Source organism: Reichenbachiella agariperforans (assembly GCF_900142205.1).
Lineage (GTDB): Bacteria > Bacteroidota > Bacteroidia > Cytophagales > Cyclobacteriaceae > Reichenbachiella > Reichenbachiella agariperforans.
Genome location: NZ_FRAA01000001.1, coordinates 1,526,269 through 1,539,451, shown reverse-complemented (window position 1 = coordinate 1,539,451; position 13,183 = coordinate 1,526,269). Strand labels below are relative to the sequence as shown.

The 13,183-nt window shown below is 44.3% G+C and carries 11 protein-coding genes; 3 read left to right on the top strand and 8 right to left on the bottom strand.

Annotated features, from left to right (window positions below):
• Positions 1-46: 46 nt before the first annotated feature.
• The 6 genes from recN to BUB99_RS05995 all read right to left on the bottom strand — a co-directional run bounded on the left by recN (position 47) and on the right by BUB99_RS05995 (position 6,738).
• Positions 47-1,702, bottom strand: coding sequence for a DNA repair protein RecN (recN, locus tag BUB99_RS06020; RefSeq protein WP_073120385.1), 1,656 nt, complete (start codon positions 1,700-1,702; stop codon positions 47-49).
• Positions 1,703-1,762: 60 nt separating this feature from the next.
• Positions 1,763-2,668: a type IX secretion system protein PorD gene (gene porD / locus BUB99_RS06015; RefSeq protein WP_073120645.1), complete on the bottom strand. Its 906-nt coding sequence runs from the start codon at positions 2,666-2,668 to the stop codon at positions 1,763-1,765.
• On the bottom strand, positions 2,655-3,848 hold the full coding sequence (gene coaBC, locus BUB99_RS06010; RefSeq protein WP_073120381.1) for a bifunctional phosphopantothenoylcysteine decarboxylase/phosphopantothenate--cysteine ligase CoaBC: 1,194 nt from the start codon (positions 3,846-3,848) through the stop codon (positions 2,655-2,657). The genes porD and coaBC overlap by 14 nt, the downstream gene beginning before the upstream one ends.
• Positions 3,849-3,857: 9 nt before the next feature.
• On the bottom strand, positions 3,858-4,181 hold the full coding sequence (locus BUB99_RS06005; RefSeq protein WP_073120379.1) for a DNA-directed RNA polymerase subunit omega: 324 nt from the start codon (positions 4,179-4,181) through the stop codon (positions 3,858-3,860).
• 4 nt (positions 4,182-4,185) lie between these two features.
• The gene (locus BUB99_RS06000; protein WP_073120375.1) at positions 4,186-5,001 is read right to left on the bottom strand and encodes an outer membrane protein assembly factor BamD; all 816 of its coding nucleotides are present in this window, start codon (positions 4,999-5,001) and stop codon (positions 4,186-4,188) included.
• Between the two features lie 84 nt (positions 5,002-5,085).
• Positions 5,086-6,738 (bottom strand): OstA-like protein, encoded by a 1,653-nt coding sequence (locus tag BUB99_RS05995; RefSeq protein ID WP_084190378.1) that lies wholly within the window; start codon positions 6,736-6,738, stop codon positions 5,086-5,088.
• Between the two features lie 76 nt (positions 6,739-6,814).
• Here BUB99_RS05995 and tilS point away from each other — a divergent pair, with 76 nt between their 5' ends.
• The 3 genes from tilS to mdh all read left to right on the top strand — a co-directional run bounded on the left by tilS (position 6,815) and on the right by mdh (position 9,700).
• Complete coding sequence (gene tilS, locus BUB99_RS05990) at positions 6,815-8,152, top strand: tRNA lysidine(34) synthetase TilS (RefSeq protein ID WP_084190377.1); 1,338 nt, start codon at positions 6,815-6,817, stop codon at positions 8,150-8,152.
• Complete coding sequence (locus BUB99_RS05985; RefSeq protein ID WP_073120360.1) at positions 8,145-8,669, top strand: Crp/Fnr family transcriptional regulator; 525 nt, start codon at positions 8,145-8,147, stop codon at positions 8,667-8,669. Before tilS ends, BUB99_RS05985 begins: the two co-directional genes overlap by 8 nt.
• 104 nt (positions 8,670-8,773) lie before the next feature.
• Positions 8,774-9,700 carry a malate dehydrogenase gene (gene mdh, locus BUB99_RS05980; RefSeq protein WP_073120358.1) on the top strand — a complete coding sequence of 309 codons (927 nt, stop codon included), beginning with the start codon at positions 8,774-8,776 and terminating at the stop codon, positions 9,698-9,700.
• Positions 9,701-9,770: 70 nt separating this feature from the next.
• Here mdh and hemF read toward each other — a convergent pair whose 3' ends face one another.
• Both hemF and tamL read right to left on the bottom strand, forming a co-directional pair.
• The gene (gene hemF, locus BUB99_RS05975) at positions 9,771-10,661 is read right to left on the bottom strand and encodes an oxygen-dependent coproporphyrinogen oxidase (RefSeq protein WP_073120356.1); all 891 of its coding nucleotides are present in this window, start codon (positions 10,659-10,661) and stop codon (positions 9,771-9,773) included.
• Between the two features lie 11 nt (positions 10,662-10,672).
• Entirely contained in the window at positions 10,673-13,102 is a 2,430-nt protein-coding gene (gene tamL / locus BUB99_RS05970) for a translocation and assembly module lipoprotein TamL (protein WP_139280907.1), read from the bottom strand.
• Positions 13,103-13,183 lie beyond the last annotated feature (81 nt).

Sequence of the window (13,183 nt, the reverse complement as noted above, 5' to 3'; positions counted from 1 at the left end):
GTTCCTATTTGGTGGCAAAGATATCAAAGTCTTTGACTTTGCTTTTCTATTTTTCGCCAATGAGTTCTCGTGCACTATTGATCGCCATCTGCGATGGGTTATCTCCTCCTATCATTTTGGCAATCTCCTCTAGCCGTGATTGATCGTCTAGCTCTCGGATGGCACTCTGTGTTTTGTCTGATTGGTTGTCTTTGTAGACGAAATAATGTTGGTCTCCTTTGGCTGCTACCTGTGGGAGATGACTGATTGCGATCAACTGATGATTGCGAGCCATCTTCTTCATCATCTGTGCCAGCTTGATTGCGATCTCTCCAGATACACCCGTATCGATTTCATCAAAAATCACCGTCGGCATAGCGGTCTTGTTGGCGAGTATATACTTGACACAAAACATCAACCGTGAAAATTCTCCTCCAGAGGCTACTTTGGCGAGTGGTTCTGGACTAATCCCTTTGTTGGCAGTGAACAGAAACTCTACTTCGTCTATCCCCATCTTCCATGGATCGACACGCTTGTAAGCGACTTCTACAAAACCGTCAGGCATCCCGAGGACTTTGAGCATCGTGGTGATCTGCATACAGAACTCATCGATCTGCCCTCTGCGTTTATCAGAGAGTACCTCGGCTGACTGCATGAGTTGCTTCTTGAGCTGTTCATGCTCTTTCTCCAATGCAGCGATTTCATCGGTCAAGTTGAGCGAATCAGATGCTTCCTCTTCTAGGCTGGCCTGAATGTCCAATAGACCTTGTACGGTATTGACTTGATGTTTTTGTTGGAGTTGGAAAATCAAATTGAGCCGTTCCTGCGCCGCTGACATCCGCTCAGGGTTATGCTCTACCGACTCTTGGACTTGACCCAACTCAGCGATCACATCGATGATCTCTGTCGCTGCTGAGTCCAGCCGTTCACTCAAACTCCCCAGCTGCGTGCTATAGGTAGACAGTTTGCGCAGAACGCTTACGGTTTCTTTGAGTCTGTCGTTGATAGCGATCTCCGATTCGTCATATTGAGTATGGATTTGAACTAGTTGCAGTTTGATCTCCTCTGCATGTTCTAGTACGGAGAGTTCTGATTCTAATTCTTCCTGTTCCTGAGGTTGGAGTTCGGCTTTGACCAGTTCGTCTAATAGATAGGTTTTATAGTCTGCATCTTGTTTGGCTGATTTGGCTTTCTCTTGTAGCCTTTCCAGTTTACTCTTACATTCATTGTAGGCGGTATATACCTTTCGGTAATTTTCCAGCTGAGGTTGACTCTGCGCAAAATCGTCGATCACCTGTAGTTTTACTTCCTTCTTGCCCAACTGTAGACTTTCATTCTGCGAATGAATATCGATTAGTTTGAGCCCCAAAACCTTCAGTACGTCAAGGGTCACAGGCATGTCATTGACAAAAGCACGGGATTTTCCTTTCGGACTAATCTCTCGGCGGATAATCGTGTGATCGTCGTACTCCAGATCCATTTCGTCAAAAAGCGTCTGTAACTTAAGTTTGGTCACATCAAACTCCGCCTCGACGATACACTTCGTCTCCTGATCCAATAGTGCCTTGACATCTGCTCTGTTGCCGAGCAACAAGCCTACTGCGCCCAGCATAATAGACTTACCAGCACCTGTTTCTCCAGTAATCATATTTAGGCCACTATGTGGCGCTATATTTAGCTCACGAATGAGGGCATAATTACTGATGGAAAGATTAGAAATCATGGTGGTATCTTGCTGAAGCGTACGACAATAATGAAAGAGCGAATTTAAAAATAATTGACTCTAGTTGGTCAAAATCTCTTTGAATTCGTCAGTCCGAGCGGGATCAATTGTCTTAAGGATTTCATAGGCCTCTCTGCGGGTATTCATATCGCCCTCCGAAAAGATGCTGATCAATTCGTCCATTTTTGTATCCATGAAGGTGATCATCATGATGGAACGTGGCTTGGATCGATTGACTTCTTGTATTTTCTTGAGCGCTTCGAGTATGTTGGTTCTGGCTTCCTCGGGCTTTTCGCTCATGATATCTAATCCTTCTCTGTGGTACTGGTACATCGCCTCTCTAAAAGGTTTCATCACTTGATCAATGGAGTTCTCCGACCACCAGTATCTGTTTCGAAGATTATCGAACTGATCCCATCCTCCATAGCCACTTTGCTGTGCGGTACTGACCACCTGCCATGACTTCTCAAACAAAGCGTCACCCCCGAACTTCTGAAAGGAGTCATAGTCATAGGCCAAAATCATATAGGCATAGTAAGCCAGCATAGAAGTGATGTTAGAGGAAAATGAGTTTTCGCTGTAGTTGAGCGGCTGGGACTCGGTGTATTCAAAATCAAAATTGCGATCGGCAAAATTGATCATCGACGTTTCGTAGCTGGTGCCATATACGGGGCGGGCGGAGATGATCTGAACACTGGCTTTGAAGTTCGCTACATCAGGCTGACTCTCCATGTTGATCATGATGGCACATTTGATCTTCTCGTAGGTTTGAAATTCTCCGTCCAACCACTTGCGGTCATTGATAAAACGAGAGAACTCGGTCTCCATCTCCTCAAATACACGACGTTCAGTGGTTTGTAGCTGCTTGGCATTGATCACCACTCTACAGTCTAGTTCCTGAGCGCTACTACTCGAAAGCATAAAGCCCGTTGTGAAGACTACCAAGATTAATCTATACCAAATCATATATTGCATTTATGATGTCCACAGCCACTTCCTGCTTTGACTTTATGTCATAAGCCATGGACTGTCCTTCTCGGTTGAAGATAGTAATTTTGTTGGTGTTGTGGGAAAAACCAGCTCCTTTGTCATTGAGAGAATTGAGTACGATGAGGTCAAAATTCTTCTTCTCTAGCTTTTGTTTCGCATGCGTTTCTTCATTCTCAGTCTCTAGAGCAAAACCAATATTAAGTTGACCAGCCTTTTTACGCTGTCCCATTTCGGCCGCTATATCTTTGTTCTTGACCAATGTGATGGTCATAGACTCTCCAGTCTTTTTTATTTTTTGATCCGCCACTTCGGCTGGTTTGTAATCTGCCACAGCTGCCGCAAAAACAGCGATATCTGTATCCGTATATTGTCTCTCTACCTCCGCATACATATCATCTGCAGACTGCACTTTGGTCAATTGTACACGATCTGAATGAATAACATAATCGCCTGGTCCTGCGACCAAACGGACAACAGCACCTTCGTTAGCCAACGCATGCGCAATCGCTAACCCCATCTTTCCGGAGGAATGATTCCCAATGAATCTAACTGGGTCTATTGATTCATAAGTTGGGCCTGCTGTGACAATCACCCGTTTGCCTTCAAACCTACTGGACTTAGTAAAAAACTGCTGAATCTCTACCATGATGTCTTCTGGCTCTGCCATGCGTCCAGTCCCAACGAGTCCACTGGCCAGTTCGCCATGTGTCGCATCGATGAGTCTCACGCCATGCGCCTGAAGTGTCTTCAGATTAGTCTGAGTGGATGGGTGCTGGTACATGTCTAGATCCATGGCAGGCGCCATCATTACAGGACATCTAGCTGAGAGGTAAGTAGCACAGAGTAGGTTGTCACACAATCCCAGTGCGAATTTGGCCAAACTATGCGCACTAGCGGGTGCAACGATCATGAGATCAGCCCACAGCCCTAGTTCGACATGGTTTTCCCATTCCCCAGCATCATTTTTGACAAACTGGTTAGCAACAGGGTTTTTGGAAAGTGTAGATAGTGAGAGGGGAGTGATAAAAGATCGTGCAGAGTTAGTCATAATGACTTTCACTTCAGCACCTGCTTTGACGAGTAGACGTACCAGTAGTGCAGATTTGTATGCGGCAATACTGCCGCATACACCTAAAAGTATCTTTTTCCCCTCCATGAGGGAGTATTATACGTTGATTCCGCCTTCTTCAACTTCGGCATCTCTAGCCAAAATCTTCTTCTCTATGAATTCTTCGATAGCTACTTTACTTGGCTTTGGCATTCTTTCGTAGAACTTAGAGATTTCTATTTGCTCTCTGTTTTCGAAGATTTCTTCCAAGTTGTCAACAGTCGAAGCGAACTCTGCCAGTTTACCGCTCAACTCTTCTTTGACATTCGCAGATATCTGTCTTGCTCTTTTAGAGATAATCGCTATTGACTTGTATACGTTACCTGTATCTTCAGATAATTGAGCGACATTTCTTGTCTCTATTGAAGGATTAATTGCCATAATATTATGATCTATTTGATAATTTATCAATTTGTTCCACAGAATCGATATAATACTTTTCTGCTTGCTTTATAAACTTACTGTTAGGATACTCATCTACTAACTCTTGATAGAGTTCGATGGTTTTTCCAAATCTTTCTTTCTGCTTTGCGCGGATACTTTGTTTGGCATAGCTATACTCCGAATCTATGGCCAAAAACATCACATCCTCATTGAGTTTTGAGTCTGGAAAATCTTTTTCAAAAGTCTCAAAGGCTACTCGTGCAGCCTCCCAACGCTCCAGTTTGTGGTATTGTTTGGCATTCTCAAATGCCTTTTTTTCCAACTTCTGCTGCATCTCATTGATCATCTCGTTTGCCTTGTCGGTATAGTCCGTGTAAGGATTTCGATTCAAGAAAATCTGAAATGCATCTATGGCTTTGTAGGTGCTCGTCTGATCCAAATTGTAATCTGGAGACTGTAGATACAGCGAGTAAGCTTCCATATAAGCAGACTCTACCGCCCAGTCACTCCTAGAGTAGACTCTAGCAAACTCTCCAAAATAACTAGCACTCAGGATATACTGCTCCTGATGATAATAGGCGTAAGCTCTATAAAAACTCGCCTTCTCTCCATCCACAGTTCCTTTGATGATCGGCAAAACCTGATCTAAAAGGACGCTGGCTTTGTAATACTCGCCTTCTTCATAGTATGCGAGAGCCGCCTGATACTTCCCTTGCCAATCTGTACTTTTTTGAAGCATACGAAATTCGCTACACGAAGTAGCCAAAATCAAGCCTAAAAACACTCCAAAAACTCCAAAAACACTTGTTTTTCGCATAAGCCTGCAAATATAGTATGCTTTAAAATAATATCCTCAATTAATTTGTCGGGACGCAAACCCAACTTACTATGAACAATGCGTTTATCTCGGCTTTCGTTGCAAAGCCTTGTCTTGAAATTCCTTCTTTTGTTCTGGGCTCACGCGTTTATTGATTTCGTCATTGATTGCTTTGGCACTATCCTTTAGGCTGGATTTCTCAGGCTCTGGGGTGGAAGCATCCTTAATCGTTCGCGTTAGCACATCGTTTTTCGAAGGCTTTTCGTTGACACGCCAACTGAAACCATCCAAGAAATGCTGGGAAACAACCAATTCCAGTGGAGGTATGAACTGCGCTTCGGGCTGGTTGTAGAAAGTAATATTTCGCATATTATTCTCCTCGAAGTTGATCTTCATCCGGCTGCAGAAGATTTTGTTCATCCCAATAAATAAACTGTCGCCCTCTAGGACAAAGTAGTGGCTCTCCCCGTTACCGTTGACATCCATCGTCGAGATATGCCCTAACGTATCGAAGCGCCCAATCATCTCGCGTCCCTTGATCTGATTGTGCTGTCCCATTGTGTCTAGGGATGATAAAAAAGCTTGACGTCTCAAGTTCATCTGATAGATCAAATCATTCTTGAAAATTAAATCTATTGAGTCAGCTTCCATTTGGCTATTCTCATTCCAGAGAATCGGATCTCTGTACATGTGTATTGTCGAGTCAGATAGAAAATAAGCAATAGAGTCACATTTGCCTTGGAGCGCGTCTTGGTAGATCAGAATGTCATAGTAGCCTAGTACACGCTCCTTGTCTTTATCGACATTTTCTATGGCAACCAAGGTGTCTGCGGACATAAACAAAGTGTCCTGATCCTTCATGATTTTTTTCATCACGGGTTTGCCATACACCTTACTGATGCCCTGCTCCTTGTCATAGAGAGCCTCATCCCCGAAGATCACGATATCGTCCTTCTTAGAGGTCATCACGACGTTCCCTTTAGCGGTATAGAACTTCTTGAACTCATCAATGAATATATCATCCCCCACCAAGATGTAGTTTCGGGTCTCGATGGTTCCCTTGGCAAAGGTAGTCTGTTCTCGTAGTGTACGGTAGGTGCCTCCTTTGGAGTCTACAGTCGTTCCTTCTCGATCGTCTATATAGGTAGGACCTGTCGATATAGCCACTTTAGTATAGGAAGAGTATTCCAGACTATCTGTTCTGAGATTAAAATCTGGAGACACGAGTAGTACGTCATTGTAGAAGTAGGCTTTCTCGGTTTTGGAGTAGTAGATCCCATAGCTACTTGTGAGCGTATTGTGTTCGTCGACTAGTTTTCCATCGTTTTTGAATTCAGCTACCTCGGTTGTCATGTGGTAGTCTAGAAAGTCGGTGTACATCCGTTTCTTCCCTCTACGGTAGACCACATCTTCTCTTAGTAGCGCCATTTCTGTATCTCCCTCGTAGATCAACTTTCGCGCAGTGATCGTCACCGAGTCTCCATCCTTGATGCGTACACGACCATAAGCCTCCATGATGTTTTCATCCTTGAAAAAGTAGGCAGAATCACAATAGACTATCGTTTCGTTCTGAGTAAATACTACTTTGCCAATCAGCTTTTTGTATTTCTCTCCTTTCTCTTGTGCATTGGTTAGTTTTTGCGCCTTGTATCTAATTTTGCTCTTGCGCTGGGCTTGCATTTGATGAGCCCCGATCAGGACACTAAGGACTATCAATAGAAATTTTATTCGACGCATATTTAATGTGTGTAGAGCACAAAGCTAATTCGTATCAATAACGAAAAAAACCTAAGTTTGATCTAAAATAACAACGGTGACAAATCTATCAGAAAAATTCGAGGCATATATTCAGTCTCACGGGCTGTTCGGCAAAGAAAGCCGACTGCTCGTAGCTGTCAGTGGAGGAATAGACTCTGTCGTCCTCTGTCATCTCCTACATCAGCTGGGGTATCAGTTTTCGGTCGCGCACTGCAATTTCGGACTCAGAGGTAAAGATTCAGATCAGGATGAGCAATTCGTTCGAGCACTTAGTGGCTCGATGGATGTGCCTTTTTACACGCAGCATTTCGAAACAGAAGCCTACGCACAAACCAACAAGGTGTCCATCCAGATGGCGGCAAGAGACCTGCGTTATGCTTGGTTCGATACGCTGATGTCGGAGCATCAAATGGACTACCTCCTCACTGCCCATCATGCCAATGACTTGATCGAAACCAGCCTTTTTAATTTCACCAAAGGAACCAGCATCGCTGGGCTGCGGGGAATCCAAAAGAAAAACGGACAAACGATCCGTCCACTTAGTTTTGCCACCAAGAAGAAAATTCATAAGTACGCCGAAGCACATGCTCTCACCTGGAGGGAGGACAGTTCTAACGCCAGCAATAAATACCATCGAAATAGAATTCGAAATGTGGTCATCCCGGAATTGCGAAAGATTAATCCTTCACTAGAGAAGACTTACATGCAAAACCAAGAGCGCTTCGAGTCATTAGAAGCGCTCCTCAAGTCGAGAACTAAGTCGGTCCTTAAGCAGTTTTCGTCCATGAAAAACGGCGCACAAAAACTTGACATGAGCTGGATGGATGTCAAAAATGGAGGATTGGTCATCCTAGAAGATATCCTACGTCCCTACGGGTTCAACATAGAGCAGTGCAAAGCTATTATCGTCGCGTTGCGTAGTAGCATCCCTGGCAAACGCTTTTCGTCTGACGAATCTGTACTCGTCGTGGACAGAGACCAACTGGTGATCACACCTCTAGATAGTCCCACTGACGAAGCGGCTTTGACTGAAGACATGACTGAAATCACGGTTCAGGGGCAGTACTTTGGTATCAGTCAGGAATCCATGCCAGTCGAGATTATACGCTCATCTGACTATGCTTTTTTGGATGCAGACTTACTCGCGTTTCCGATTAAAATCAGGAATTGGGAGCAGGGAGACCGCTTTATTCCACTCGGGATGACAGCTCAAAAAAAGGTAAGTGATTTTATGATTGATGAGAAAATTCCAGTAAACTTGAAAAGTAGAATACTGCTATTTGAATCCGATAAAGAGATCATCTGGATCGCTGGCCAACGAATAGATAACCGATACAAAATCACGGACACTACCCAACGTGTACTCATCATAAAACAAGATAGAAATGTTTAATCCCTTCAAGAAAAGGTACAATGCCGAGGAACAAGAATACTTCAATTTTCTTTCCCAAATCAAACAGTTCGAAAAGCTAACCAATGATGAACTCGCCTTATTCATTCCCTATATGTACCTGAGAAAGTACAAACAGAATGAGGTAGTATTCTTTAGTGGAGATCCGAGTCATGCACTCTACATCATCAAGGACGGCAGAGTCTCCCTATCGATAGATATCAAGGATGGTTTCGAACAATTATCCAACATCACTATGGGGCACTCCTTCGGGGACAACACCTTCCTGGACGGAACCAAAAGGATTTACAATGCTATGGTCACCTCGGAACAAGCCGAATTGTATGTGATCCCACAAATCAACATCTTTGAAATTCTCATCAACCACCCTGAAATCAAAGGGAAAATCATGGCCTCCATGGCCGAATTGTACAATCAATACACCAGCAATATCTTCAAAGAGTACCGCAGCAATTTTGGTTTTTTCCAATTGAGCAGTGTCTATGACAATAATCCCTGATTCTCGTCATAAATGCCTTCATCCCTGTTCTAAGGATGTTTTTTTAACTACTTTCGCCGTGAGGGCATCAAAATACATACAGAAATATTTAAATCAATATCAAAATGAAAGTAACCGTAGTAGGAGCTGGTAACGTAGGTGCTAGCGTAGCTGAATACTGTGCCATGAAAGAATTGGCTGACGAAGTAGTACTTCTTGACATCAAAGAAGGATTTGCGGAAGGGAAAGCAATGGACTTGAACCAATGCGCAACTTTGAATGGATTTAACACCAAAGTAACGGGTACTACTGGAGACTACAGCAAAACTGCTGGATCTAAAGTAGTCGTGATCACATCTGGTATCCCAAGAAAGCCAGGTATGACTCGTGAAGAATTGATCGGTACCAATGCGGGTATCGTCAAAACGGTAACTGAGAACCTTATCAAGCATTCTCCTGATGCGATCCTCATCGTAATCTCTAATCCTATGGATACTATGACGTATCTATCTGCTAAATCAAGTGGCCTACCGAAAAATAGAGTAATCGGAATGGGAGGTATGCTCGATAGCGCAAGATTCAGATACAGGCTATCTGAAGCACTAGAATGCAACCCTAACGATATTCAAGGTGTAGTGATCGGTGGACATGGTGACACGACTATGATCCCATTGACGAGACTCGCGACATACAACTCTACGCCAGTATCTAACTACCTTTCTGAAGAGAAACTAGAAGAAGTAGCGAAAGCAACTATGGTAGGTGGAGCTACACTAACAGGCCTACTCGGTACGTCTGCATGGTATGCGCCAGGTGCTGCCGGTGCTGCGATGGTAGAAGCGATCGTCAGAGACCAAAAGAAACTGATGACTGCCTCTGTATACCTAGAAGGAGAGTATGGACAAAACGACATCTGTGTCGGTGTACCAGTGATCGTAGGCAAAGACGGATGGGAAGAAGTGATTGACTTCAAACTCAACGACGATGAAAAAGCCAAATTCGAAGCTAGCGCTGCAGCTGTTAGAAAAATGAACGACGCATTGGAGCTCTAAGCCTCATCTATCGTCTAACAATATCAAAAGCGTCAAGGGCAACCTTGACGCTTTTTTTGTAAAGTGGTTTTTATAGCCAATCGATACCTTTTTTGAGTAGACTGAGAGTCTCTTCTTCTTTGGAATTGGGTTGTACTTCAAAATTGTATTCCCAGTTGGCTTGAGGAGGGAGGCTCATGAGTATGGATTCGGTACGCCCGTCGGTATCAAGACCAAATTTGGTGCCCTTGTCTAGGACGAGATTGAATTCCACGTATCGGCCTCTGCGGAGGTGTTGCCATTGCTTCTCGTTTTCGCCGAATGCCATTGGGTGATTCTTCGTCATGAAATGTGTGTATAGCGGAGCAAAGGTGTTTCCCACAGATTGGACAAATGCCCATCTATCCTCCATAGAGATGTCGTCCGTGGCACTGAGTCTATCGAAGAATATACCACCGATCCCACGTGTCTCTTTTCGGTGTTTGATGTAGAAGTAGTCGTCTGCCCACGTCTTGAATTGTGCATGGTAGTCGGGGTGATGCTGGTCACAGATGTCTTTGAGCTGCTGGTGAAAGTGGACAGCATCTGCACGGTCGACGTAGTGTGGAGTAAGGTCTATCCCTCCGCCAAACCAGCTGATGCCATTGCTCATCTCGAAGTAGCGGACGTTCATGTGGATGATGGGTACCATGGGGGACTGGGGGTGCATGACGATAGAGACGCCTGTGGCATAGAAGTCTGACGCTTCGATGTTAAGGGCTTTGAGGATTTTGTCTGGTGTGGGGCCACTGACTGCAGAGAAGTTGACGCCACCTTTTTCGATGATGTGTCCATTTCGGATGATGCGGGTACGTCCACCACCACCTTCGGGGCGTGTCCAGATATCCTCTTCGAACTGGGCCTTGCCATCGGTTGTCGATATGGCGGTACAGATTTGATCTTGCAGTTCTTTGAACCAGTTTTCTATCGTTTCTTTATTCATGTTTTTAATATTTAAAATGGGTAGCCTATCCCTAGATTCCAGACGAGTCGTTGGTATCCTGGTACGTCTGGTAGATCAAATGTTTGTCCCTCGTAGGAGTCCGTCTGGCTGTATCTGCCTGGTTCTATCAGTTTCCATGCGGCATCTAGTCTGAGAATCAAGAAAGAGAAGTCTACCCTGACCCCATATCCTGCTCCTACGGCGATTTCCTTGATGAAGTCATTTGCCTCGAAATTGGCACCTGGCCTACTAGAGTCTTCTCTAATGGTCCAGATGTTGCCCATGTCTATGAACATTGCGCCATGTATCGGACCGAATAGTTGATGTCTAAACTCGACACTTCCTTCTAGCAATACTTCGCCAGTTTGTTCGATGTTGTTGTTGTAGACGCCTAGGCTGTCTACGGGCAGGTAAGAGCCAGGGCCGAGTCGTCGCGGTTCCCATGCACGTACGCTATTGCTACCTCCAGCGAAGTAGAACTTTTCATAAGGGAGCGTTTGGTTATCTCCATAAGGGAGTGCTACGCCAGTATTGATGCGGTAGGCTAGCGTGATTTTTGAATTAAGGGGGTATGTCCGACGAAAATCGACATTGATCTTGGCGAACTTGAAGAATTCTACGTCACTTCTTAGACTTAGTTTGTCAAAGGACTGAATGATATTTCCGCCTGTTTCGACTTTGTACCTGAGATAGGATGAGGTGCTTTTTTTATTGCCGTACTCGTTGATGTTATAGGTAGCGGTAAAGGATGTACTACTGACAAAAGAGGGTTCGAATGATTTAATCAGATTGTTGCCCTGCGCTTCGAGATCTTCTAGGAATTCGCGGTATTCATTGGTTAGGTTTGAATCTATGAAGTTGACCTCAGAGAGGTTGAGTACATAGCTGCGACGCTTCTCGTAGTTCTGCCAAGTGTAGGCCCAGGCGGCTGTGATGTTGGTTCGCAGATACTCGATCCTAGAGTTGTAATTGAGGCCAAAGGCGAGTCTGGTTTTGGGGTTGTATCGCCCGAGCTGGGATTTGATGTTGCCTCCGACTGGGATGATAAACTGTGGAAAGGTCAGTGTCAGGTTCGCGCCATAGTCCAAACTCGAATAAGGCTTGTCTGTTTCTGTCGCACCCGTCAACCCTTCGAAACCTACTCGTCCACTTAGTTCGGTTGTTTCGAGACCCTTGAAAGTATTTCGATTCTTGATGGATGCATTGATGAACGGTCCTGGTAGCCCCTGGCTTACGCTGAGGCCTGTCTCAGTGGAGGTTTGATATTTTTTGAGTGGGCTGGTAAATATGTTGGCGATGAACTGTCCTCCCGTGGTGTCATAGTTGATGTTGATGAATTTGAATATATCTAGGTTGGATAGCTGCTTTTGAGTCTCAATGGTGTTGGCTTTGCTATAGACACTGTCTGGATATAGGAAATGTCTCCAGTCGAGAATTTTTTCGTGATACCGGCGCTTGTAAAACTGGTAGGTTACCCCTTTGTATTCATTGTACTGCCTGGGGGAGGATATGCCAGTGATGTCCGCATCAGTATTGAAGATGATGGAATCTAATCTAAAAACTTTGTGATGTGTTTGATCCGTTGGATTGTCGACGTGTACACCGACGATTACCTTTTTGTCTCCTAGACTAGATGAGTCTACTTTGAAGCGGATGTATTGTCTGCTGAAATCGTAGTATCCATTGTTGAGCATGATTTCATTGATGCGTTCGCGCTCATTGGTGATGTTGTTTTGTTCGTAGTTTTCTCCTTTGACGATGGTAGATTCTGAGATTTGATCCGCCAAAAGCTCGTTGATTAACGAGTCTGCTACTTGGTAGTAGATAGAGTCAATAATGTAGGGGGGGTGGCGTTCGATGATGTAGGTCGCGGTGACGAGCTTAAAAGTTTCTTCTTTCTCGTGTCTGACTTCTGCATTGAAGTAGCCCTTGGAATGCAGGTATTGCCTGATTTTGTACACGGTTTCTTCCTCAAGGGTAGAATCATAAATAGCGAGTGGTTCGCCCAGTCTCATGGCTTGATTTCCCTCTGTGATATTTCGGTTTTGCTTGGCGATCTTCTTGCTTAGTTTCTCGCGCAGTCTTTTTTCTTTCTTCTTTTTCTCCTTGCGAATAGCCTTCTCTATTTTTTGCTGATACTTTTTGTTGAACTTGATTTTTCGTTGTTCATATTTGCTCGAATCGTAGGCTTTTTTTCCGAGCTGGTAGAGATCTACATAGGGTGACCATGGGATGAACAAAATCTTGTCATTGGGCTCGTTGGCATAGAGCGATTGGATTTCTTCAGTATTCAGTTTTTTGACACCTACTAGTTTTTGATCTACGAGTAGTTTTTCTCCATCCTCTAGGTAGCGGCGACCCATACAGGATGACACGACCACAGACAGGGTCAGCAGGATAGCCAAATGAATAAAGCTACGCTGTATGATAGGAGCGGACAATTGTAAAATACTAGTCAGAACAGTAGACCTGTGGTCTTTTTGGAATTAATATCTATTGTATGCTATCAGCAAGATTCTATG

Excerpts from the sequence above, each read along its gene's own strand:
- coaBC (WP_073120381.1), bottom strand. The coding sequence starts at position 3,848 with ATGGAGGGGAAAAAGATACTTTTAGGTGTATGCGGCAGTATTGCCGCA.
- recN (WP_073120385.1), bottom strand. The coding sequence starts at position 1,702 with ATGATTTCTAATCTTTCCATCAGTAATTATGCCCTCATTCGTGAGCTA.
- porD (WP_073120645.1), bottom strand. The coding sequence starts at position 2,668 with ATGATTTGGTATAGATTAATCTTGGTAGTCTTCACAACGGGCTTTATG.
- mdh (WP_073120358.1), top strand. The coding sequence starts at position 8,774 with ATGAAAGTAACCGTAGTAGGAGCTGGTAACGTAGGTGCTAGCGTAGCT.
- BUB99_RS06005 (WP_073120379.1), bottom strand. The coding sequence starts at position 4,181 with ATGGCAATTAATCCTTCAATAGAGACAAGAAATGTCGCTCAATTATCT.
- BUB99_RS06000 (WP_073120375.1), bottom strand. The coding sequence starts at position 5,001 with ATGCGAAAAACAAGTGTTTTTGGAGTTTTTGGAGTGTTTTTAGGCTTG.
- BUB99_RS05985 (WP_073120360.1), top strand. The coding sequence starts at position 8,145 with ATGTTTAATCCCTTCAAGAAAAGGTACAATGCCGAGGAACAAGAATAC.
- BUB99_RS05995 (WP_084190378.1), bottom strand. The coding sequence starts at position 6,738 with ATGCGTCGAATAAAATTTCTATTGATAGTCCTTAGTGTCCTGATCGGG.
- hemF (WP_073120356.1), bottom strand. The coding sequence starts at position 10,661 with ATGAATAAAGAAACGATAGAAAACTGGTTCAAAGAACTGCAAGATCAA.